The organism is Bacillus sp. NTK074B, assembly GCF_017303375.1.
In the GTDB taxonomy this organism is placed as follows: Bacteria; Bacillota; Bacilli; order Bacillales; family Bacillaceae_B; genus Rossellomorea.
In genome coordinates this window covers 1-23,139 of record NZ_JAFKOH010000003.1, presented here as the reverse complement: position 1 = coordinate 23,139, position 23,139 = coordinate 1, and the positions used below count along the sequence as shown (strand labels likewise).

General features: G+C 43.3%; 20 protein-coding genes and 1 riboswitch. Of the genes, 19 read left to right on the top strand and 1 reads right to left on the bottom strand.

Features of this window, described 5'->3' with window-relative positions:
* Positions 1–325 precede the first annotated feature (325 nt).
* From JI667_RS06055 to JI667_RS05980, 16 genes are all read left to right on the top strand, one after another.
* Positions 326–2,023 carry an AMP-binding protein gene (locus JI667_RS06055; protein WP_211201225.1) on the top strand — a complete coding sequence of 566 codons (1,698 nt, stop codon included), beginning with the start codon at positions 326–328 and terminating at the stop codon, positions 2,021–2,023.
* 135 nt (positions 2,024–2,158) lie between these two features.
* Positions 2,159–2,746 carry a TetR/AcrR family transcriptional regulator gene (locus tag JI667_RS06050; RefSeq protein ID WP_206851195.1) on the top strand — a complete coding sequence of 196 codons (588 nt, stop codon included), beginning with the start codon at positions 2,159–2,161 and terminating at the stop codon, positions 2,744–2,746.
* A gap of 21 nt (positions 2,747–2,767) precedes the next feature.
* Positions 2,768–3,538, top strand: coding sequence for an enoyl-CoA hydratase (locus tag JI667_RS06045; protein WP_206851194.1), 771 nt, complete (start codon positions 2,768–2,770; stop codon positions 3,536–3,538).
* A 133-nt stretch (positions 3,539–3,671) separates the two neighbouring features.
* Positions 3,672–4,445: an electron transfer flavoprotein subunit beta/FixA family protein gene (locus JI667_RS06040; protein ID WP_206851193.1), complete on the top strand. Its 774-nt coding sequence runs from the start codon at positions 3,672–3,674 to the stop codon at positions 4,443–4,445.
* 43 nt (positions 4,446–4,488) lie between these two features.
* Positions 4,489–5,469: an electron transfer flavoprotein subunit alpha/FixB family protein gene (locus JI667_RS06035; protein ID WP_206851192.1), complete on the top strand. Its 981-nt coding sequence runs from the start codon at positions 4,489–4,491 to the stop codon at positions 5,467–5,469.
* Positions 5,470–5,682: 213 nt separating this feature from the next.
* The gene (gene trxA, locus JI667_RS06030; protein ID WP_201716625.1) at positions 5,683–5,997 is read left to right on the top strand and encodes a thioredoxin; all 315 of its coding nucleotides are present in this window, start codon (positions 5,683–5,685) and stop codon (positions 5,995–5,997) included.
* Between the two features lie 283 nt (positions 5,998–6,280).
* A complete protein-coding gene (locus JI667_RS06025) occupies positions 6,281–7,468 on the top strand; it encodes a hypothetical protein (RefSeq protein WP_206851191.1) in 1,188 nt (395 codons plus the stop codon).
* Positions 7,469–7,620: 152 nt separating this feature from the next.
* Entirely contained in the window at positions 7,621–8,574 is a 954-nt protein-coding gene (locus tag JI667_RS06020) for an NAD-dependent epimerase/dehydratase family protein (protein ID WP_206851190.1), read from the top strand.
* The gene (locus JI667_RS06015; protein WP_206851189.1) at positions 8,555–9,487 is read left to right on the top strand and encodes a lysylphosphatidylglycerol synthase transmembrane domain-containing protein; all 933 of its coding nucleotides are present in this window, start codon (positions 8,555–8,557) and stop codon (positions 9,485–9,487) included. The genes JI667_RS06020 and JI667_RS06015 overlap by 20 nt, the downstream gene beginning before the upstream one ends.
* 5 nt (positions 9,488–9,492) lie before the next feature.
* Positions 9,493–10,950 carry an alkaline phosphatase family protein gene (locus JI667_RS06010; RefSeq protein WP_206851822.1) on the top strand — a complete coding sequence of 486 codons (1,458 nt, stop codon included), beginning with the start codon at positions 9,493–9,495 and terminating at the stop codon, positions 10,948–10,950.
* Positions 10,943–11,710 carry a glycosyltransferase family 2 protein gene (locus JI667_RS06005; protein WP_206851188.1) on the top strand — a complete coding sequence of 256 codons (768 nt, stop codon included), beginning with the start codon at positions 10,943–10,945 and terminating at the stop codon, positions 11,708–11,710. Before JI667_RS06010 ends, JI667_RS06005 begins: the two co-directional genes overlap by 8 nt.
* A gap of 120 nt (positions 11,711–11,830) precedes the next feature.
* Positions 11,831–12,580: a hypothetical protein gene (locus JI667_RS06000; protein ID WP_206851187.1), complete on the top strand. Its 750-nt coding sequence runs from the start codon at positions 11,831–11,833 to the stop codon at positions 12,578–12,580.
* A gap of 45 nt (positions 12,581–12,625) precedes the next feature.
* Entirely contained in the window at positions 12,626–13,546 is a 921-nt protein-coding gene (locus JI667_RS05995) for an FTR1 family iron permease (RefSeq protein ID WP_206851186.1), read from the top strand.
* A 121-nt stretch (positions 13,547–13,667) separates the two neighbouring features.
* The gene (locus tag JI667_RS05990; RefSeq protein WP_206851185.1) at positions 13,668–15,137 is read left to right on the top strand and encodes a hypothetical protein; all 1,470 of its coding nucleotides are present in this window, start codon (positions 13,668–13,670) and stop codon (positions 15,135–15,137) included.
* Complete coding sequence (uvrC, locus tag JI667_RS05985) at positions 15,137–16,906, top strand: excinuclease ABC subunit UvrC (protein ID WP_206851812.1); 1,770 nt, start codon at positions 15,137–15,139, stop codon at positions 16,904–16,906. Before JI667_RS05990 ends, uvrC begins: the two co-directional genes overlap by 1 nt.
* A gap of 347 nt (positions 16,907–17,253) precedes the next feature.
* Positions 17,254–17,432: riboswitch (Lysine riboswitch) on the top strand.
* Positions 17,433–17,612: 180 nt separating this feature from the next.
* The gene (locus JI667_RS05980; RefSeq protein WP_206851184.1) at positions 17,613–18,851 is read left to right on the top strand and encodes an aspartate kinase; all 1,239 of its coding nucleotides are present in this window, start codon (positions 17,613–17,615) and stop codon (positions 18,849–18,851) included.
* Positions 18,852–18,909: 58 nt separating this feature from the next.
* Here JI667_RS05980 and JI667_RS05975 read toward each other — a convergent pair whose 3' ends face one another.
* The gene (locus tag JI667_RS05975; protein WP_244668220.1) at positions 18,910–19,347 is read right to left on the bottom strand and encodes a YslB family protein; all 438 of its coding nucleotides are present in this window, start codon (positions 19,345–19,347) and stop codon (positions 18,910–18,912) included.
* A gap of 351 nt (positions 19,348–19,698) precedes the next feature.
* Between JI667_RS05975 and JI667_RS05970 the strand changes: the two genes are divergently transcribed.
* From JI667_RS05970 to sdhB, 3 genes are all read left to right on the top strand, one after another.
* Positions 19,699–20,307, top strand: a complete 609-nt coding sequence (locus tag JI667_RS05970; protein ID WP_034757098.1) for a succinate dehydrogenase cytochrome b558 subunit — start codon at positions 19,699–19,701, stop codon at positions 20,305–20,307.
* 73 nt (positions 20,308–20,380) lie between these two features.
* Positions 20,381–22,144 (top strand): succinate dehydrogenase flavoprotein subunit, encoded by a 1,764-nt coding sequence (gene sdhA / locus JI667_RS05965; protein ID WP_206851183.1) that lies wholly within the window; start codon positions 20,381–20,383, stop codon positions 22,142–22,144.
* Positions 22,144–22,911, top strand: coding sequence for a succinate dehydrogenase iron-sulfur subunit (sdhB, locus tag JI667_RS05960; protein WP_060671328.1), 768 nt, complete (start codon positions 22,144–22,146; stop codon positions 22,909–22,911). Before sdhA ends, sdhB begins: the two co-directional genes overlap by 1 nt.
* The last annotated feature ends 228 nt before the right edge of the window (positions 22,912–23,139 follow it).

The window sequence follows — 23,139 nt, the reverse complement described above, 5'->3', positions numbered from 1 at the left end:
GGAAACATTGGCAAAGGTTCTGCTTACCCTGTGCGGGGTATTTATAGTGGTTGGGATCATCTACATGCTGTTCTTTACCTGATCAGACCCTACGGACATAAAAAGGTAAATATCATCCCGGAATAATAATAATGTACAAACAGACTGTCATATGGTTGAATAGGCAGTCTTTTTTCTTTTATAAAAGTGATCTTTCACGAAGGGCAAGCTTTACAGAATAGTAAGAAAGTCGGGCCGTCATTTATTTCAAATTGTAACTGGAGTCCCCTTATATTATAATAATAAATAGAAGAAATTTTCTAATAATTTTGAAGGAGGGATTACCATGAATCAACCATGGCTTGCTGAATATCCTGCGGAAATACCAAAGGAGCTTAATCTTGTTGCAAAACCTTTGCAGTCCTATTTGACTGAAGCCGCATCTCTTTATGGCGAAAGGGCAGCGATTCATTTCATGGGCAAAGAGATAGGATATAACGAACTGTATGAATCGGCTCTTACATTCGCCGGCTATCTTAAGACACTCGGGATCAATAAGGGCGATCGGGTGGCGATCATGCTTCCCAATACTCCTCAATCGGTCATCGCCTATTACGGCATCCTTTATGCAGGAGGAGTAGTGGTACAAACCAATCCATTATATATGGAAAGAGAAATTGAATATCAAATGAAAGATTCCGGGGCCAAGGTGATTTTGACATTAGACATCCTTTATCCGAGGGTATCAAAAGCAATGAAAAACACCGACCTTGAGCACATTATTGTAACCGCTATCAAAGAGTATCTTCCTTTTCCCAAAAATCTCATTTATCCATTCATCCAGAAGAAACAATACGGCATCGTTGTGAAAGTGGAACATTCAGGTCGAAACCATTTGTTTACGGAGATCATGAAAACAGCAAAAGGTGAAGTGGTGCCACAAGAAGAATTCGACTTTGAAAATGATCTGGCCCTCCTTCAATACACTGGAGGCACGACAGGTTTCCCTAAAGGTGTCATGCTGACCCATAAGAATCTGGTGGCGAATGCTTCCATGTGTGATGCCTGGCTTTATAAGTGTAAAAAAGGGGAAGAGAAGATGCTCGGAATCCTTCCATTCTTCCATGTCTATGGCATGACTGCCGTACTGATTCTTTCTGTCATGCAGGGATATAAGATGATCCTGCTCCCTAAATTCGATGCAGAAACGACGTTGAAAACAATTCATAAGCAGAAGCCTACCCTTTTTCCAGGTGCCCCGACGATCTATATCGGACTGTTGAATCATCCGGAATTAAAGAAATATGATCTGTCGTCCATTGATTCATGTCTCAGCGGAAGTGCTCCATTACCGGTGGAAGTGCAGCAGCAATTCGAGGAAGTTACGGGTGGTAAGCTCGTTGAAGGATATGGCTTAACCGAATCATCCCCCGTCACTCATTCCAATTTCCTATGGGATAAAGAGAGAATAAAGGGAAGCATCGGTGTACCATGGCCGGGTACAGACAGTGCCGTGTTTTCAATGGAAACGGGAGAACCCCTTCCTCCAAATGAAATGGGTGAAATCGTCGTCAAAGGTCCCCAGGTGATGAAAGGATATTGGAACCGTCCTGAGGAAACTGAACAAACGTTAAAGGACGGATGGCTCCTGACGGGAGATATCGGGTATATGGATGAAAAGGGCTATTTTTACGTAGTAGATCGTAAGAAAGATATGATCATTGCCGGCGGCTTTAATATCTATCCCCGGGAGATTGAAGAAGTCCTATACGAACATCCTGCCATTCAGGAAGTGGTTGCAGCTGGCGTCCCTGACCCTTATAGAGGAGAGACCGTGAAGGCATATGTAGTATTGAAAGAAGGAGAATCCCTGACTGAAGAGGAGCTCAATGAATACTCCCGCAAGTACTTGGCTGCCTATAAAGTACCGAGAATTTATGAATTCAGGAAGGAACTGCCTAAAACAGCTGTCGGAAAAATCCTCCGGAGATCCCTTGTGGAAGAAGAGCGCCAAAAAATAGAAAACCAACAAAAAACAAGTTAATATGATTTTCATTGAGCTTTCTCTTTTTGGATTCGAATGGGACAAGGATCTATTCTTGACAATCCTTGAGAAACCTTTTATTATAAAAATATGAATGAATGGTCATTCATATTTTGTTAAGGCAGGTCAGAACATATGAAACGAAATAAACCTAAATACATGCAAATTATCGATGCTGCTGTCATTGTGATAGCTGAAAATGGCTATCATCAGGCACAGGTCTCAAAGATTGCAAAACAGGCAGGTGTCGCCGACGGTACCATCTACCTTTATTTTAAAAACAAAGAAGACATCCTGATTTCTTTGTTCAAAGAAAAGATGGTTCTCTTTGTCGAAAAAATTGAGGAAGTTATTGCAGGAAAACAGACAGTTTCAGAGAAATTATTAGTGATGATTGAAAATCATTGTAGGATTCTGTCGGATGATCATCATCTGGCCATCGTCACACAGTTGGAACTAAGACAATCCAATAAAGATATCCGTTTGAAAATCAATGATGTATTAAAGGGGTATCTTGAATTAGTCGATAAAATTCTGATCAGTGGTATTGAATCAGGAGAGTTCTCAAGTGACCTGGATGTTCGCCTCGCCCGTCAAATGATCTTTGGAACATTGGATGAAATGGCGACAACATGGGTGATGAACGATCAGAAATATGATTTGGTAGCTCAAGTCCCTGCTATACACAAACTATTACTTCATGGATGTGGCGGCAGGAACTAACTTCGTTTAGGGGGATGAGAGATGGAAAGTTTATCATGGGTCTTAGAAGGACAGGTAGCAACGGTCCTGATTCAAAGACCACCAGCTAATGCACTCGCAAGTGGACTCATCAGGGAGATCGATTCCGTTCTTGATGAGCTTGAAACGAATAAGGATGTCCGGGTCATCTTGCTGAAAGGTGAGGGCCGCTTTTTCTCGGCGGGTGCCGACATTAAGGAATTTACGACGATAGAGAGCGGAGAAGAATTCTCTAAGCTTGCCAAAAAAGGTCAGGACGTTTTCGAACGGATGGAGAATTTCTCAAAGCCGATCATTGCAGCCATTCACGGTGCTGCTCTAGGCGGCGGATTGGAGCTTGCCATGGGTTGTCATATCCGATTGGTGAGTGAAAATGCGAAACTCGGATTGCCTGAACTGCAACTTGGACTTGTTCCCGGATTTGCAGGTTCCCAGCGCCTTCCTAAGCTGGTTGGGAGAGCGAAAGCAGCAGAAATGCTGTTGACGAGCGAGCCGATCAGCGGAACAGAAGCCGTTCAGTGGGGTCTTGCCAATAAGGCTTACCCTGAAGACCAGCTATTCGACAAGGCAAAGGAAATGGCTGATAAGATTGCCAAGAAGAGCCCGGGGGCCATGAAGGCTGCCATTGAGTTATTAAGTTATACGAAAGATGACCGTTTCTATGAGGGTGTTATGAGAGAATCGGATCTATTCGGTGAAGTATTCGTATCCGCTGATGCCAAAGAGGGTATTTCAGCCTTCGTTGAAAAGAGAGAACCACACTTTAAAGGCTAGAATACATTCTAGTAATATAGTAAACTCTTAGTGAGGGGCAGTATTGCATGTCAATGCTGCCCATTCAAAGGGGTTAAATTGTCGAAATCTTTTTAAGGGAAAGAATGTTTACATTATTAGGAGGGACTTACGAATGAACATCTATGTACTTTTGAAAAGAACGTTTGATACTGAGGAGAAAATTTCGATCCAAAACGGTCAAATTGCCGAAGACGGAGCTGAATTTATCATAAATCCTTACGATGAATATGCAGTGGAAGAAGCCATTCAAGTCCGTGATGCACATGGCGGCGAAGTAACAGTCGTGACAGTTGGCGGAGAAGAAAGTGAAAAGCAATTGAGAACGGCTTTAGCAATGGGTGCTGACAAAGCAGTCCTTATCAATACAGAAGACGATCTTGATCATGGAGATCAATTCACGACAGCGAAGATCCTGGCTCACTATTTAAAAGAACAGGAAGTCGATTTGATCCTTGCAGGTAATGTTGCCATTGACGGTGGATCTGGACAAGTTGGGCCGCGTGTGGCAGAACAGCTTGATATCCCTTATGTAACAACCATCACAAAATTGGAAATCGATGGTGAAGCGGTAACGGTCACTCGTGACGTAGAAGGAGATTCAGAAGTCATTGAAACATCCCTTCCACTGTTAGTGACAGCTCAACAAGGGTTGAACGAACCGCGTTATCCATCTCTTCCAGGAATCATGAAGGCGAAGAAAAAGCCTTTAGATGAAGTGGAATTGGATGATATCGACTTAGATGAAGATGAAGTTGAAGCGAAAACCAAAACAATTGAAATCTACCTTCCACCGAAGAAGGAAGCCGGAAAAGTGTTAGAAGGGGAACTGGATGCTCAAGTATCAGAGCTTGTTTCACTTCTTCGCAACGAAGCAAAAGTTATATAAGTGAGAGTCACAGTAATAACTAACATTCAGGGGGTAATTTAACATGGCGAGAAAAGTATTAGTACTTGGAGAAGTTCGAGACGGATCATTACGTAATGTTTCCTTTGAAGCGATTGCGGCGGGTAAAACAGTATCTGAAGGTGGAGAAGTCGTCGGAGTTCTTATCGGGAAGAGTGTAAGCGCTTTAGGTGAAGAGATGATTCAATATGGTGCGGACAAAGTAGTGGTCGTGGAAGACGATAAGCTTGAGCAATATACGTCTGACGGTTATTCACAAGCCATCATTTCAGTCATTGAGGAAGAGAAGCCTGAAGGCATCATCTTCGGTCATACGGCACTTGGAAAAGACCTGTCCCCTAAAGTGGCAAGTAAACTTAGCACAGGTTTGATCTCAGATGCAACAGATCTTGAAGAAGCCGGCGGTAACCTCGTCTTCACAAGACCGATTTATTCAGGTAAAGCATTTGAAAAGAAAATCGTGACAGACGGAGTGATCTTTGCAACAATCCGTCCAAATAACATCGAGCCTTTGGCGAAAGATGAGTCACGTTCAGGTGACGTTACATCTCATTCTGTCGATATTAAAGATTTGCGCACCATTATTAAAGAAGTTGTACGCAAAGCAAGCGAAGGCGTGGACCTTTCTGAAGCGAAGGTCATCATCGCCGGTGGGCGCGGAGTAAAGAGTGAAGATGGATTCAATCCTCTTAAAGAACTTGCCGATGTACTTGGTGGGGCGGTAGGAGCATCTCGTGGAGCTTGTGACGCAGACTACTGTGACTACTCCCTCCAGATTGGTCAAACAGGGAAAGTCGTAACGCCTGACTTGTATATTGCTTGCGGTATTTCCGGAGCCATCCAGCATTTAGCCGGTATGTCCAACTCTAAGGTCATCGTAGCAATCAATAAAGATCCTGAAGCCAATATCTTCAACGTAGCGGATTATGGAATCGTCGGAGACCTGTTTGAAGTAGTACCAATGTTAACGGAAGAATTCAAGAAATTAAAAGTATCCTCTTCTTAATCCTTCCAAGCGTTTAAAGGAACGATTAAAGGGTATTAGAATAATATGAATACAAATAAGGACGTAGCTGAATCACGGGCTGCGCCTTATTTTTTCTCTCAAGGTATATTCCGTTTTCCAAAGGGAATATTACCTACGAGCAGAAAGATAGCATCCAAAAAAAAACGGTGATATAATTACGTTACATTCAAAGATTTTAGGAGGCGCATATAAATGGCAATTACACATGCTACTGATCAATCATTTTCGACTGATACAAATTCTGGACTGGTACTGGCAGATTTCTGGGCACCTTGGTGTGGACCTTGTAAAATGATCGCACCAGTTCTTGAAGAACTTGATAGCGAAATGGGCGACAAAGTGAAAATCGTCAAAGTTGACGTTGATGAAAACCAGGAAACAGCAGGTAAATACGGGGTTATGAGTATCCCGACTTTAGTTGTCCTTAAAGACGGAGAAGTTGTAGACAAAGTAATCGGTTTCCAACCTAAAGAAGCACTTGCTGAATTATTAAATAAACACGTATAAGAGCATACGCGAAACACCGGGGCTGAAGTTCAGCTCCGGTGTTTTTTTGTTGATATAAATGCAATTGCTGTCATGACGAATAGACGAAATATCCGTAAAAAGGGAGGTAGTGCCGCGACGAACGATGAAAGTGCCGCAACAATGCCCGAAACTGCCGCAACCACTTATCATTTTCCCACAACAAAATTAATTTTCAAAATACGTTGACTGTGAGAATCATTCTCGCTATAATTTAAATGGAATTGAAAATCATTATCATTTAATCAGTCGGGGGTATATACATATGAGAAAGAGAGATTTAACGAAAATATTTGCTGCATTCTTATTAACGGGTTCTGTCCTGGCAGGGTGTGGAACAGATGATAAAAACAGCAATGAAAAAACAGCTTCATCAGATGAGTCGAAACAAGTGGAAAAGGAAGATGAAACCGAAGAGGCAACTGTTGATTTCTCTGCTTCATTCGAGGAAGCAAAGGCAGAGCTTTCCAAAGCGAAGGAAGATCAGGATGTCGATTTTGATAAAGTGACTTCCATCTATCAGGACGATTTGCAGGAACTTGTGCAAAAACGTGATCAGGAATTTGAAGATACGGTTGATGAACATATTTCCACTGCTCTTGAAGCAGGGAAGGATGGTTCCCTTGATCAAGTGGTCGTAGCACAATTATTTGATAAATTAATGCAAAAAGTATTTTACACTACCATGAAACATGAATTCACAGAAGTAGCCGAGAACTGGGGCAATACAGAAGAAGTGAATGAAGAAATAGAAGAGGCGAAGGAATTCTATGAAATTCTAGAACCGACTGTTGAAAAGCGGGATCAGGCATATGGAACAAAGATGATCGACGCCATTAATGGTGGATTCTCCGAAATGGAGAAAGCGGTTGAAGAGGATGATGAACTTGGTTTCCAACTTGGAAAACAAGTAGTGGATAAGACGCTCATGAAGACGTTTTATCTTGCTGCAGGGGCCCTTCCGAACGGATATGCCATGAAAGCCTCTGAAGAAGCGAAGGAAGATGCCGAAGCGGCTAAAGCAGAACAGGCAGAAGGATGGGCATTCTATCAATCTCTTGCTAGTTATCTATCAGGCAACGCTCCTGAAGAAGCAGAAATGATCAACAACCAATTCGATTTACAAACGGACGTGAAGACGATCGACCCTGAAGCAGTGAATCATGCTTTCGTTCGCGGATTCTCTAAAATTGCCTTACATGAGTATGAAGAGAGCGAAGAATACTGGGGAGAAGATAAATCTGCAATCACGGCATTGGAAGGTGCTTTGTTTATTGATTTGATCTCTTCTGATATTAAGAGCCTGATGGGTGATGAATCATATGAGTCCTTATCGAACAATGCTCAAAGCTACTTAGAAGCTGTTAAGTCACAAGATAAAGAAAAAGCAGAAGGCTTCCGAAAAGACATTGAAAAAATGTTGAACGATGTGATGGCGAAAGCGAATAAATAGTCATTTGGGTTGACCCTTTATAAGTGTTTGAAGTCCTTCTTTCATCATAGATGGAGTTTCGATCACAATGGGGGTCAACCCTTTTTCACTTTCTCCCTTCGATAAGGTACAATATAGAAGGATTAAATCGGTATGGTACGAGGTGTAAGAAATTGAAGATTATTGTTACAGGCGGTGCCGGGTTCATCGGGAGCCATTTATCAAGAAAGCTTATTGAAGAGAAGCATGAGCTGTTGATCATAGACAGCTTTCACCCCTATTATTCCCCGGAACGAAAGAAAAAGCAGTTATCCTTCGTAAAGGAAATGGGGACATTCAAATTTGCTCAAAAAGACTTGCTGCTGGATGAAGACGAGCTTCAAGAGGTGTTTCACGAATTTAAAGGTGACTGTGTCGTGCATCTGGCAGCAATACCAGGAGTATCGCACTCGTTGAATGCTCCTCACGAATACGTCGATTATGATATTAAAGCGACAATCAATACGCTGAGGATGGCTGGAGAGAGCGGTATCCGTAAGTTTGTCTTCGCATCTTCCTCCTCTGTTTATGGAAATACGAACCATAAACCTTCACGGGAAGAGGATGCGACGGGGGCGGTAGTGTCACCGTATGCAGCAGCAAAGTATAGCGCCGAATCGTTTTGTAAAGCGTATGCGTCCATTTATGGGTTGGAGTTGACGATCCTCCGTTTCTTTACCGTGTACGGTCCTTGGGGAAGACCCGATATGGCCATTTATTCTTTTATCAAAAAGCTTATGAATGGTCAGGAACTTCCCATCTTCGGATTGGAGAACACACGGGATTATACGTACATAGATGATATTGTGGATGGAACATATAAGGCGATCAGAACTGATGAATCAGGTACGTTCAATCTTGGAAACGGAGACCCGATTTCCATGGAACGCCTGATTTATGAATTGAGAAATCATTTCCCATCCCTTAAGCTGAGTGTGACAGATCGGAGACTTGGGGATGTCACATCTACGTGTGCGGACTATTCGAAAGCCCATGGTGTTCTCGGGTATTCTCCCTTGTTTTCCTTTGAGGAAGGAATCAGAAGAACGGTTCAGTGGATGAGGGAACATGAAGAAATCGTACTATAAGTTTGCAAAAAACGGCGTGCGGATCGTATTGACGGGTGTCTTTTTCATCTTACTCTATTTCTATTTTGATAAAGAATATATGATGAAAACCTTACAGCAGGTGCTCCATCATCCCGTCATTGTGTTAGTTGTACTCGGAATCTATTTTTTTTCGTTCTTCCTGAAGGGAATGGCATGGAAACTCTACTTGAATGATGGGGTTCGATTATCGAGTTGTTTGATCGGACTGTTTTACAGTTTGCTGTTTAATCACTTGTTCCCCTTGAAAGTGGGGGACTGGCTGCGGGTCATGGTGATGAATCAACGAGAAAAGCATATTAGCGTTGAAAGGTCCTTTCATTCCGTTGTGGTTCTGAGGGTAATGGATACTTTATTGCTTTTAGTCCTGGCAGGATGCGGGCTTTTCTTTTTCCCCTTCGCATTAAAGCTCCCGGGCTTTTTAACGGTCGGATTGATCATCTTTTTCATAGTGGCCGCATGGGTACTCCTTCTATTCATCTCAACTGAAAGTCTTTCAAGACATCTCGGGATATTGAAGGATGCGCTGTCAGGCGGCAGGGGACTTTTGGTAACGGGCTTCATACTTTTGAGTTGGGTATTGGAAGGGGCCATTCTTTACGGGGTATCCATAATTGTACTCGAGCCTTTATCTATGGGAGCGTCTATTTGGGTCAACAGTGTCACAATCATTGGTCAGTTATTTCAATTTGCCCCTGGAGGACTGGGGACCTATGAATCTGTTATGAGTTATACCTTGCTCTCTGCTGGTATCCCCCTTGGGAAAGGACTATCCATGGCTATTTTGAGTCATGGATTAAAGTTTATTTTCTCATTTGCAGTTGGAGGAATCGTAATCGCCGTATCACCTGTTTCGATCAAGAAAGTGAAACAGTGGGGCAGGATGAAAGGATGAATGAAATGAAAAGCGCATCGAAATTCGAAAAAACGGCGGCAAGATGCTGGAATCTGCTGAACGAAGGGAAGCCATTCACCCCTATTTTTGTTGTAGGGACTATGACGATCTTTCATTTTCAGGGATTGCTGCAAGGGGAATGGTTCGCATTCCTTATTAGCTTGCTGTTTACACTTCCCCTATTTATTTTATATTTCTATTATGATTTTCCTTTGTTTTTACGAAACTATTTATGGATCCCGGTCATAGGGTATCTTCTTCTCTTTGAATCACCGGATTTAGCACTGTGGGCACTTGGGATTGGCCTATATTTCTTCTTTACGGTCTTTTTCTGGGGAACGTTTTATTATCATCTTCGGATTGGGACGGACTGGCTGAATTTCACCCGGTTTTGGAAACTGGTGTTGAAGAACAGTGACTCAACGAGCGGAAATGCCCAGGAACAGCTGCCGAAATTCCTACTCTTGCTCTCGGTATGGGATGGAATGATGACGAATTTGTCCACGGGGGAATTACTTCCTGCGACCCATTATTTCATCTTTTGCGGTGTGGTTTTCGCTTTGGCGTTCATTCTCCACCATTATCTGTTTGACTGGAAGCCGAAGCAGTATGATTCATTTACAGCAGGAGAGACAGGAGGCGAATCACTCAATGATAAAGTGGTTGTCATCGTGATTGACGGGATGAGAAAGGAACGGTTTTATGAAGCAAATACGCCGTATCTTGATGAATTAATGGAGAAGGGAACCGAGTATTTGAATATGGAGACCGTGTATCCTGCGAGAACCGTTGTCTGCTTCTCTTCCATGTTTACGGGGACGTATCCGAAAGAACACGGTATGAAATCGAATATGGTCTGGAAGCTTGGCATCAAGGTGGAAAGTATCTTTGATTCTTTACGTAAAGTAGGGAAAAAAGGGAAAATGCTCGGGATTGCCCACCTGGTGGATTCGTTTGGCAAAGATGTTGAAACGGTCACTGCCGTGATGCATAAAGACAAAGCAGACCGAAATATTATCAATAAAGCAAAAAAAATCATGGGAGAGGAAGATCCTGATCTCTTCATTGTCCAATTAATCGGCACGGATCAAATTGGGCATAGTAGGGGTGTCTTATATGATGAATATATTGAAAAGATTGAAGAAGCGGATCGTTTAATACAGGAATATGTGGAGTGGCTGGAATCTGAAGGGAAGATGGAAAATACGACCCTTATGATATGTGCCGATCACGGACAGGCAGATGGAATCGGTGGACATGGTCATCTTGATGAAGGAGAGAGGTTCGTTCCTTTCTTTATGGTTGGGCCAGGGGTCAAACCTGGTGAGAAGATACAGGAAAAGCACAGTCTTGTTTCCATGGCACCAACGATCGCCCATTTATTAGGGGCTCCTTTTCCGGGAAACAGCAGAGGACCTGTATTAAACGAGGCCCTAAAGGAGAGTTGGAAGCAACATGAATAAACAGAAAGTCATTGTCTTCATGCCAGCCCATAATGAAGAAGAGTCGATCGGGGACGTCATCAGGCGGGTCCCCCGTTCCTTTCATCCTTCCGTTGAGGTGGAGGTGCTGGTCATCAATGATGGTTCAACGGATCGTACGGTTGAATTGGCACAGGAGGCGGGTGCCGATCACATCGTAACATTCAAGCATAACCGCGGTTTGGGGAATGCCGTGAGGGAAGGGTTGAGAGCATCCGTTGAACTGGGTGCCCATATCGGTGTCATGATAGATGCAGATGGAGAATACCCGCCTGAGCAGATTCCGGATCTATTACAGCCGCTTTTCAACGGAGAGGCGGACTATACGATGGGATCGAGATTCCTTGGTACCATCAACGGAATGAAGCTCCACCGACGCTTAGGAAATTACTGCTTTACAGCACTGCAATCTCTTTTGCTCAGAAAGTGGATTTATGATGGTCAATCCGGAATGCGGGCGTTCTCGAAACAGGCGATGGAACATGCAGAAATCATCCATGATTACAATTATGCCCAAGTGCTGACCTTGAATCTTGTACGGAAGGGGTTCAGGGTGAAGGAAATCCCGATATTGTACCATGTACGGACAACGGGACGCTCCTTCATAAAGTTCAAATCTTATATGTCTTCTGTTCTACCTGCCATTTGGAAAGAGATGCAAAAGCCTGTAAGGAAAGTGTATGTAGAAGAGCAGGCCCATTTCATCCCATCTGAAGAAGGAATGAATCATTTCGCTAAATAAAACAGGATAAGGTTTGTCTATATCGTGAAAAATAAGTACTCTCCATGTTGTGAGAGTGCTTATTTTTTATTGACAATACGAATGATAATCATTATCATTGAAAACAGGAGGGAATCATAGATGAAAAAAATATTTATTACCAGTGCACTCATAAGTTTACTACTTAATATTATGCTAACTTCCCAGGCAGCCGCCTATTCATACGGTGACCCAAGTGAAGAGAAAATAGCAGAAGCATATAAAGAAATCATGATCAAGCTAGATGAAAACCCTCCAAATTATTCTGAGTCCAAAAAGATTTATGAAACGGTCCAAGAAGAAGTGGATCAGCATATGGGTGAAAAACCTTCCAAGGTCATTCTTCAAAACCTGGATGAGAAAGAAAAAGAACAAGCTATCGAAAATTTAGATGAACTCCTTGTCCTCAATATTGCGAGAAGACTTGAGAGCATTGATAAAAACTTCTCTGAATATGATACTAGTAAGCGATTACTGGCAAAAGGATTTGCTACATATAAAACGCTGTCTCCCAAGGTAGAAGGGGAAAATCCTGAATTGGATCAAAAAATCCGTACACAGTTCGATCAAGCGTTGGAATCATTGGGGAATCCAGGGTTGTTCGGCGTCGGTACCAAGGAATCCGATCAGAAAGCGTTTAAACAAAGTAAACAGATCATAGTGGATTCTCTTCAAAAAGAATTTAACATCAAGAGTCTTGAAGTAGGGCATTTTGCTGAAAGTGCCACCGAAGAGGCGAGTCAGAAACAGGAGTGGACGGATATTTCCAACCTGAAGAACTGGCTGCCCATCATCATCATTGCGGGAGTTCTGGCAGCTGCCATCATCTATGCAGTCAGAAAACGTAAATAAGTTCAAGAAATCATAAACCGTTTTAGCTGGTAAGGGGGAACTAACGTGGAATTACAAGCTTTGCTGATCACCTTTCGTGAAGTCCTCGAGGCTTTATTGATCATCGGGATCATCACCACCTATCTGAAGAAAACGAACCATGGCCAGTTTACAAAGTATGTCTGGCTTGGAGCTGGGTTAGCGATTTTGGCCAGTGTCGGAGTAGCGATGCTTTTTCAGGTTGTTTTTACCGGATTTGCCGCAATGGGAAGCGAGATGTACTTAAAGATCGGCATTATGCTGGTCTCGTCCGTTCTCCTCACACAAATGGTCTTCTGGATGGCCAATCACAGCCGCGACCTTAAAGGGAATATGGAAGGGAAGATGAATCATTTTATTTCGACAGGAAACATTGTCGGCATGGTGATCCATTCCTTTCTGGTTGTTCTGCGTGAAGGGGTAGAGACAGTCTTTTTCTTCGCAGCCATCACAGGTGGTGATATTGGAGCGGCCATGCAGGGATGGGGAGCAATCACCGGTGTGGTTATCGGGAGTATTGTCGCGTACTTATTCTTTAAAGGCACAATGAGAATTTCATTGAAGAGCTTCTTTAAAGTGACGGGTGCATTCATCATCCTGATTTCTGCCGGACTTCTTGTTCAGGCGATTTCCATGATGCAGGATATTGGATTGATCGGCAGTGTCATTCCACATCTTTATGACCTTACCTGGATCCTCCCTGAGCATCCGATCGACTATGCCCATTTCTTACGTGATACAGGAGCTGCACCGCTACTATCGGGTGACGTCGGGATTTTCCTTAAAGCACTGTTCGGATATTCTTCCATGCCTTCGATTGAAGAGGTGATGGCCTATATCGGATATTTCGTCGCCATCTACTTGCTGACTTCCACTAAGCCTAAAACGGTGAAAGCAAAGGAAGAGGTTCAAGCCGGTGTGAAGGACTTGAGCCCCCAAGCTAAGTAAAAGGATGTAAGGACCAAACATCATTGCCTTAAAGATTGAACACCTTTTTCGAAAGGTGTACACTCTATAAAGGAATGTATGTTTGGTTCTTTTTGTATTAACACGTATGAGGGTGAAGTTGGTGAGAGAGAAGATCAGGAAATATGGAAGTTGGTCAAATGGGATCGGGTCATTGGCCATCATGTCGGTTTTTATTCTTCAGGTAATTTGGGTACCAGCATACGCGTCTACGTGGGATATGGTGGATTTTGCCCTCGGTGTGATTCATTTTGATATGTACCAGATGCAGCCGCATTTTCCCGGATACCCTTATTTTATCCTTGGGGGAAAGGCTTTTCATATGCTGGTAGGAGATCCAGTGCAAGCCCTGAGCCTATTTAATATTTTTATGTACGGAAGTGCCGTCATCCCTCTTATTTTATTAGTCAAAAGGTTGGTCCGTCCTTCCTATTCAGTAGTGGCGGCGGCGTTTATTTACACAAGCAGCTTTACGGTCCTGATGGTGAACCAGCCCATGTCCGAGGGAGCTGCTATGGGCATGATGTGGTGGTATATATGGAGTTTGGTGTGGGCGAATGAAAGATCGCATAACGGATTTCTTATCCTGCCACTGTTCCTGTTCAGCCTGCTTCTCGGTATACGATTATCATATTTGGCCCTCGGATTCGGAATCCTGCTGGTACTGTATACTAGATGGAAATCAGGACTGTTTAAGATCATGGATCTATTCGTTTATAGTCTTATCACGATTCTCTTTCAGCTCGTGTGGGTTGCTGGCATCAGCATGTCAGAAGGTGGTCTTGACAGTTTTCTGCGATTGGCCCTGTCTTTCACGAACGGCCATTTTCAGGAATGGGGCGGAGCAATCGGTGCCTCGGATCTCAGCTTGTTGGACAGAACGGGAAAGCTGCTCTTCGTGAATACGGTATGGGTCGGGGGAGCAGGGGAATCGGTTATCCTCCTATTCCTTTTGGGTGGAAGTTTCATTCTACTATGGAGAGCTAAGCTCGGGAACCGTCAGATGATCATCCTGCTGGTCCTTCTGGCAGTCAGTTACTTTCTATGGGCTTTATTTGCCCAGAATGTGATGAAACCGCGCCATGCACTGCCTTTGATTGGCATATCGTGGTTCTTCATTACGGTGCTGCTGTTTTCGAGAAAAAGGACAATGGCAGGCTCTCTATTCCTGATCTTGTTTCTCCTGCTTCAAGTTTCCCATACAAGTAAGCTATTATATACCTATACGTCGGAAATTCCGTCTGTGTATCAAATGGCCGATTATTTGGAAGAAATAGATCAACCCCTTGTTGTTTACACATGGGAAGAGTCAAGGGTGCTTGAATATCTTGACGTCCCTTTTATTCATAAAAAAGTGCAAACCTATGAGGTGTTTGCCAATGATGCAGGATATTATCCTGATCGGGATATCTATCTGACCGATAAAGTGGTGCAAGGTTTCAAAAACCAGGGGATTTCGGTGAATGATTTTATAAAAATAGAAAAACATTTTCATTCAAGTGAGCTCATCGACCCAATTTATCATGACCTTACACTGTATAAATGGGAGAAATCAAGGAAGGAGGAAGAATGATGAATCAGAATATCACGAATAAACTAGCGCTGCTTCCAGATCAGCCGGGATGTTATTTAATGAAGGACAGACAAGGGACGATCATTTATGTTGGAAAAGCGAAAGTGTTGAAAAACCGGGTCCGCTCTTATTTCACCGGTTCTCATGATGCAAAGACCCAGCGCCTCGTAGGTGAAATCGAGGACTTCGAATACATCATGACATCATCGGATCTGGAAGCCCTTGTGCTTGAAATGAATTTAATCAAAAAATATGACCCTAAATATAATGTCATGCTAAAGGACGATAAGAGTTATCCGTTCATTAAATTAACGAATGAACGTCATCCGCGACTTATCACCACGAGAAAGGTACAGCGGGGGAAAGGGAAATACTTCGGTCCATATCCAAATGTTGGCGCTGCAAATGAAACGAAAAAGCTTCTCGACCGATTATATCCATTGCGGAAATGCTCGACCCTCCCTGACCGTGCCTGTCTTTACTACCATATGGGACAGTGCCTTGCTCCTTGTATTAAAGAGGTAAGCAAAGACACGTACCGTGACATGACAGATGAGATCGCCCGATTCTTGAACGGGGGATACAAAGACATTAAGAATCAGCTGACGGTTAAAATGAATGAAGCATCAGAAAATCTGGAATTTGAAAGGGCAAAGGAATTCCGGGATCAGATCCTTCACATTGAAGCCACAATGGAAAAACAAAAAATGACGATGACAGATTTTACAGATCGTGATGTGTTCGGATATTCCGTTGATAAAGGCTGGATGTGTGTGCAGGTGTTCTTCGTCAGGCAAGGGAAGCTCATCGAGAGGGATGTCTCGCTTTTCCCCCTTTATAATGAACCTGAGGACGAGTTCCTGACATTCCTTGGCCAGTTTTATTCAAAATCCAACCATTTTAAGCCGAAGGAAATTTTCTTACCAGAGGAAATTGATATGGAGCTCGCTGAAAAGCTTCTTGAAGTGAAGATGACTCAGCCGAAACGCGGGAAGAAGAAAGAGCTCGTGAAACTGGCCGAAAAAAATGCGGAGCAGGCACTCGGAGAGAAGTTTGCCCTTATTGAAAGAGATGAAGACCGGACGATTAAAGCCATTGAACGGCTTGGGGAACACATGGGGATATATACCCCATTCCGGATCGAAGCCTTTGATAACTCCAATATTCAGGGATCGGATCCAGTTTCGGCCATGATCGTCTTTTTAGACGGGAAACCGGCAAAGAAAGAATATCGTAAATATAAGATCAAAACCGTGAAAGGTCCCGATGATTATGATTCCATGCGGGAGGTAGTGCGCAGAAGATATACGAGGGTGTTGAAAGACGGACTTCCTTTACCGGACCTCATCATCATCGATGGAGGAAAAGGACAAATCGAAGCCGCGAGGGACGTCATCGAAAATGAATTGGGACTCGACATCCCCATCGGCGGTCTTGCCAAAGACGACAAGCACCAAACCTCGGAACTCCTATACGGGAACCCGCTGCAAATCGTTCCACTCGAAAAGCGGAGCCAGGAATTCTACCTCCTCCAACGGATCCAGGACGAAGTTCATAGATTTGCCATCACCTTCCACCGTCAACTAAGAGGGAAAAGCGCCTTCCAATCCATCCTAGACGAAATCGACGGCATAGGACCGAAAAGGAAAAAACAGCTTCTTAAACACTTCGGATCCATGAAGAAAATGAAAGAAGCGACCATTGAGGAGTTTATAGAGATTGGAATGCCTGAAGCTGTTGCAAAGATATTGGTGGAGAAGTTGAAGTAGGAAGTGTTAGATATAGGAAATATTGATCATTAGGTTTATATAACATGAGAGTACGGGTTATTGGTTGGTTTAGAAGAAACTATTGAAAAAGCAGAGTTGATTGGAGCGGAAGGTGCTCGACTCCTGGGGGAAACGCTGGACAGGTGAGACCCCACAGGCGAAGCCGAGGAGGCTCACCGCCAGCCCCGCGGAAAGCGAGCACCTGCAGCGGAAATCAACCACAGCATGCTCATCCAAAGCATCTTAACAAAAACACAATAAAATGAAAAATTGACTCAATTAAACATTGAATCAACATTTCCCCTATGCTATAATTAACGAAAATTTATATCATTATCACTTTAAAAAGTGGTGATAGAGGTGCGAACTTCAAGAGTACAGGCAAAGAGGAGTATGAGCTCCATTGAGATGCCTGGAAAGGGGAGAGTCGCCGAAGTGGTTATGCTCTCATATCATATCCGCTGGTTCTACGTTTAAGAAATGTAGGATTGTCAAGATGATTCAATCTTGGAGAGCTATCTCACAATGCCGATGAACCTATTTGTATGTTCTGCTGTATGTTCATAAAGCAATGAGATATTATTCTCATTGCTTTTTTTATTATCAGCGCAGGAGTTCCTGTTCTAAGGACGTCTAGGATGATTGTGATTGTACTCTTCATCATCAAAAAGAGTAGCGAATATGCACTCAGAAAGAGGGAGAAGTCGTGAGTATTATTGTTCAGAAATTCGGTGGAACTTCAGTGGGATCTGTGGAGAGAATTCAAAATGTTGCGTCAAGGATCATTGAAGAGAAGGAAAGGGGAAATGACGTGATGGTCGTCGTTTCTGCCATGGGGAAAACGACAGATACACTTGTAGGGCTTGCAAGGGAGATCACCTCGCAGCCGAGCAAAAGGGAAATGGATATGCTGCTCTCAACCGGGGAACAGGTGACCATTTCACTTCTGACCATGGCCCTCATCCAATCCGGACATGACGCAATTTCCTTTACCGGATGGCAGGCCGGGATTGAAACGGAGTCTGTTCACAGCAATGCAAGGATTACCAATATTCATACCGACAAAATGTCTTCTCACCTTCAGGAAGGAAGAGTGGTCATCGTAGCAGGATTTCAGGGGATGACTGAAACGGGTGAAATCACAACTCTTGGCAGGGGAGGGTCAGATACCACGGCGGTTGCCATTGCGGCTGCCCTCAAAGCTGAACGATGTGATATTTATACAGATGTAGACGGGGTATACACGACAGATCCACGTTATATAAAAGGAGCAAGAAAGTTACCGTCGATTTCCTATGATGAAATGCTCGAGCTTGCGAATCTCGGGGCGGGAGTCCTGCATCCAAGGGCAGTGGAGTTTGCCAAGAATTATCAAATTCCGTTAGAAGTCAGATCAAGCATTGAAAGAGTGGAAGGAACGTATATTGAGGAGGAAGCAAGCATGGAACAGAACCTGATTGTAAGAGGTGTAGCGTTTGAAAATGAAATTACAAGGGTCACTGTATTCGGACTGCACAACGCTTTAACAGGACTATCATCCGTATTCACCACGTTAGCTAAAAACCATCTGAACGTAGACATCATCATTCAGACCCAGACAGAACAGAATACAACCAATCTATCCTTCTCCATCAAGGAACAGGATCTTGAAGAAACCCTTGCCGTTCTTGAGCGAAATAAGGAACAGCTGAATTTCACCCATGTCGAGCATGAAAGCGGGCTTGCGAAAGTATCGATCGTAGGTTCCGGCATGATTTCGAACCCCGGAGTTGCAGCGGAAATGTTTGAAGTTTTGGCGCAGCATGACATTGTCGTGAAGATGGTCAGTACTTCTGAAATCAAAGTGTCTACAGTGGTGGATGGGGAGAATATGCAAAAGGCAGCCCGTGTCTTACATACTGCCTTTAACCTAGATGCGGTGAAAATGGAAGAAATCACGTTGTAAAATCATCATAGAAAAGGGTTGCCCTGACATTCAGGGCAGCCCTTCATTAGGAATCAGACTACTCAAGCAGGTCTTTGTCGTCCCATCGTACGACCACTTTAACCGATTGACTCCGTTTATGTAGTTCGTCAGCAGCTTCTGCCACGCATTTTCTTTGCATTTGAATTTGTTCCGCAATAAAGCCGGTTTCCAGTTTGAAATTTACATCCGTTTTCAAAGATAGACGTCGTTCGATCACTGGACCGTTCAGTTCAAATGTCATTTCATTCTTTTTCTGTTCCAGAAGTGTAAGGGAACCCCAGCCGGCCTCATTGAAAAAAGAGGTTATTTCCTCTGTGGACTGCAGGGGGAATTTCCGGGAGAGGTGTTTTCCGCCCCAGTAAAGAATGTCAGGTGTATGCTTCCCTAAAATCTCTGGAATTAATATGTCGCGCAGCATTTCATATCCGAAAATTGGAACGGATGGTTCATGCAGTTCTTCCTTTTTTTGTTCCAAATAAATCCCCTCTTTCTATAAAACTATTATATACATGAAGAGGCGATTTATCATCCCATACTCTGAAAAAATGACCTTGGGATATTTTGGTGATATAATTTTTACTGTATATTTATTAGAATTTTCGAACATATTCATGTGCAAAACCTCGACTTTTTTGTTATCGATATATTAAAAATATTTTTGCGGTATTGTCGAATTTATGTATACGTTTTCTTGACGCTTCCACTCCTTGGGAGTAAAATGAACATGTCACATTATTGTTACGATATAAAATATGTATCGTCGTCTAATACGTTATAAGATTCATTAGAAAACGAATTCATATTTTATCATTAAGGGGGGTAAATCATGGCTGGAAATCGAGAATTTAATTATCGCAGGCTTCATTCATTGCTAGGTGTTATTCCAGTTGGATTATTTTTAACACAACATTTAGTCGTGAACCATTTTGCCACTGGTGGGGAAGAGTCATTCAATCAGGCGGCACACTTTATGGAAAGTCTACCTTTCCGTTATTTCCTTGAAATCTTTATCATCTTCCTTCCATTGTATTTCCATGCGATTTACGGAATTTACATTGCATTCACTTCAAAGAATAATGCAAGTAAGTTTGGATATTTCCGTAACTGGATGTTTTTACTTCAACGTGTTTCCGGAGTGATCACATTCATTTTCGTCACATGGCATATTTGGGAAACAAGAGTCGCGGCAGCATTTGGAGCTGAAGTGAACTTTCAAATGATGGAAAACATTTTATCAAATCCACTGATGCTGGGATTTTATGTGCTGGGTGTACTTTCAACGATTTTCCACTTTGCAAATGGATTATGGTCATTCTGCGTTAGCTGGGGACTTACGGTTACACCACGTTCTCAATTAATTGCTACATATGTTACGATTGGAATTTTTGTAGCGTTATCGATTGTCGGTATGCGTGCAATCTTTGCCTTCGTATAAGCAGAAAATATATACGAGTCTGATAGATTAACTAAGTGCTCTCGAAGTATGGTAGGAAAAGGAGTGAGTCACGATGAGTAAAGGCAAAATCATCGTTGTCGGTGGCGGATTAGCCGGCCTGATGGCCACAATTAAAGCAGCAGAAAAAGGAACGCAAGTCGATTTATTTTCACTCGTACCCGTTAAGCGTTCTCACTCTGTATGTGCACAAGGTGGTATTAACGGAGCCGTTAATACAAAGGGAGAAGGAGACTCTCCTTGGGAACATTTTGATGATACGGTATACGGTGGGGATTTCTTAGCGAATCAACCGCCTGTTAAAGCAATGACGGAAGCAGCACCAGGGATTATTCATTTACTTGACCGTATGGGAGTTATGTTTAATCGTACACCGGAAGGATTACTGGATTTCCGTCGTTTCGGGGGAACACAGCATCATAGAACCGCTTTCGCCGGGGCCACGACCGGTCAGCAATTATTATACGCTCTTGACGAGCAGGTACGTCGTCACGAAGTAGCAGGTTTAGTCAGCAAGTTCGAAGGTTGGGAATTCCTTGGAGTCGTCATTGATGATGAAGGAGTCGCAAGAGGGATCGTCGCTCAAAACCTTCAAACAATGGAAATCAAATCCTTCGCAGCCGATGCCGTTATTATGGCATCAGGTGGACCGGGAATTATTTTCGGAAAGTCTACAAACTCTGTCATCAATACAGGTTCAGCCGCTTCGATCGTGTATCAACAAGGTGCTTACTATGCAAATGGTGAGTTTATCCAAATCCACCCGACAGCCATTCCAGGAGACGATAAGCTTCGCCTCATGAGTGAATCGGCACGTGGTGAAGGTGGTCGTGTCTGGACGTATAAAGATGGTAAGCCTTGGTACTTCCTTGAAGAGAAGTATCCTGCATACGGAAACCTTGTACCGCGTGATATCGCCACACGTGAAATCTTCGATGTTTGCGTAAACCAGAAGCTTGGTATCAATGGTGAAAACATGGTTTACCTGGATCTATCCCATAAAGATTCAAAAGAGCTTGACATCAAGCTTGGCGGAATCATTGAAATCTACGAGAAGTTTATGGGTGACGATCCTCGTAAAGTACCAATGAAGATCTTCCCTGCGGTTCATTATTCTATGGGTGGACTATGGGTCGATTATGACCAGATGACCAATATTCCTGGATTATTCGCAGCCGGTGAGTGTGATTATTCTCAGCACGGTGGAAACCGTTTGGGAGCAAACTCATTACTATCCGCGATTTATGGTGGTATGGTTGCCGGTCCTAATGCCATTAAATATATTGAAGGTCTTGAGAAAACAGTTGAATCCGTTGATTCTTCGGTGTTTGACCGCTATGTGAAACAGGAAGAAGAAAAGTGGAACAACATCATGTCTTTGAATGGCACGGAGAATGCGTATGTCATTCATAAAGAGCTTGGAGAATGGATGACGGATAATGTTACGGTCGTTCGTCATAACGATAAACTGAAACAAACGGATGAAAAGATCCAGGAACTGATGGAACGTTACCAAAATATCAATATCAATGATACCGCTAAATGGAGCAACCAAGGGGCGACATTCACTCGTCAATTGTGGAACATGCTTCAGCTTGCGCGTGTTATTACAATTGGTGCATTAAATCGTAATGAGAGCCGTGGAGCCCATTACAAACCTGACTTCCCTGAACGTAATGACGAAGAATTCCTGAAAACGACGATGGCGAAATACAATGCTGCGACGAACACTCCGGAATTCCATTACGAGGAAGTTGATACTTCACTCATTGCACCACGTAAGCGTGACTATTCTAAGAGTAAAGGGGGAACGAAATGATGAGTGAAAATAAAAAAGTCCGTTTTATCATTACTCGTCAAGAAAGCCCGGAAACTGCCCCTTTCCAAGAAGAGTTCGAACTTGATTATCGTCCGAATATGAACGTGATTTCCGCATTGATGGAAATCCGTCGTAATCCGGTCAATGCAAAAGGGGAACATACCACTCCGATCAACTGGGATATGAACTGTCTGGAAGAGGTATGTGGAGCATGTTCTATGGTGATCAACGGAAAGCCAAGACAATCTTGTACGGCATTGGTCGATCAATTAGAGCAGCCGATCCGTCTTGAGCCGATGCGCACTTTCCCTGTCGTTCGCGACCTGCAGGTAGACCGCAGCCGCATGTTCGACAGTCTGAAGAAAGTAAAAGCATGGATTCCGATTGATGGGACATACGATCTTGGTCCTGGACCCCGTATGCCGGAGAAGAAGCGTCAATGGGCATATGAATTATCAAAATGTATGACTTGCGGTGTATGTCTGGAAGCATGTCCAAACGTAAACAGTAAATCAGACTTTATCGGTCCGGCTCCATTATCACAAGTACGCCTGTTCAATGCGCATCCAACTGGTGCCATGAATCAGGATGAGCGCCTTGAATCGATTATGGGTGACGGTGGACTTGCCAACTGTGGGAACTCTCAGAACTGTGTTCAATCATGTCCTAAAGGAATCCCTTTGACGACTTCGATTGCGGCACTGAACCGTGAAACTACTTTCCAAATGTTCAAAAACTTCTTCGGAAGCGACCATATGGTTGATTAATATTTTCTAATGAAAAGCACTTTCCTTCGGGGGAGTGCTTTTTTTGTTTAAGAAAAAGGTCTATTTGATGAGTGGTCGTTAAAAAAATAGACCGTTCCTTTCCGCTGCAGGCATTTGCTTTCCGCGGGGAGGAAGTCGAGCCTCCTCGGGCTTGCACTGGCCCCATAATATTGGACACTTTATTTCTAAGCAGCTAATTCAGTACTTACTCGATAAGCTACTGGACTT

Bases quoted from the DNA above. Each gene is read 5' to 3' on its own strand.
- trxA (WP_201716625.1), top strand. From the start codon at position 5,683: ATGGCAATTACACATGCTACTGATCAATCATTTTCGACTGATACAAAT.
- JI667_RS06000 (WP_206851187.1), top strand. From the start codon at position 11,831: ATGAAAAAAATATTTATTACCAGTGCACTCATAAGTTTACTACTTAAT.
- JI667_RS06025 (WP_206851191.1), top strand. From the start codon at position 6,281: ATGAGAAAGAGAGATTTAACGAAAATATTTGCTGCATTCTTATTAACG.
- JI667_RS06010 (WP_206851822.1), top strand. From the start codon at position 9,493: ATGAAAAGCGCATCGAAATTCGAAAAAACGGCGGCAAGATGCTGGAAT.
- JI667_RS06045 (WP_206851194.1), top strand. From the start codon at position 2,768: ATGGAAAGTTTATCATGGGTCTTAGAAGGACAGGTAGCAACGGTCCTG.
- JI667_RS06035 (WP_206851192.1), top strand. From the start codon at position 4,489: ATGGCGAGAAAAGTATTAGTACTTGGAGAAGTTCGAGACGGATCATTA.
- sdhA (WP_206851183.1), top strand. From the start codon at position 20,381: ATGAGTAAAGGCAAAATCATCGTTGTCGGTGGCGGATTAGCCGGCCTG.
- JI667_RS05970 (WP_034757098.1), top strand. From the start codon at position 19,699: ATGGCTGGAAATCGAGAATTTAATTATCGCAGGCTTCATTCATTGCTA.
- JI667_RS06040 (WP_206851193.1), top strand. From the start codon at position 3,672: ATGAACATCTATGTACTTTTGAAAAGAACGTTTGATACTGAGGAGAAA.
- JI667_RS06055 (WP_211201225.1), top strand. From the start codon at position 326: ATGAATCAACCATGGCTTGCTGAATATCCTGCGGAAATACCAAAGGAG.
- JI667_RS06005 (WP_206851188.1), top strand. From the start codon at position 10,943: ATGAATAAACAGAAAGTCATTGTCTTCATGCCAGCCCATAATGAAGAA.
- JI667_RS06015 (WP_206851189.1), top strand. From the start codon at position 8,555: ATGAAGAAATCGTACTATAAGTTTGCAAAAAACGGCGTGCGGATCGTA.
- JI667_RS06050 (WP_206851195.1), top strand. From the start codon at position 2,159: ATGAAACGAAATAAACCTAAATACATGCAAATTATCGATGCTGCTGTC.
- uvrC (WP_206851812.1), top strand. From the start codon at position 15,137: ATGAATCAGAATATCACGAATAAACTAGCGCTGCTTCCAGATCAGCCG.
- sdhB (WP_060671328.1), top strand. From the start codon at position 22,144: ATGAGTGAAAATAAAAAAGTCCGTTTTATCATTACTCGTCAAGAAAGC.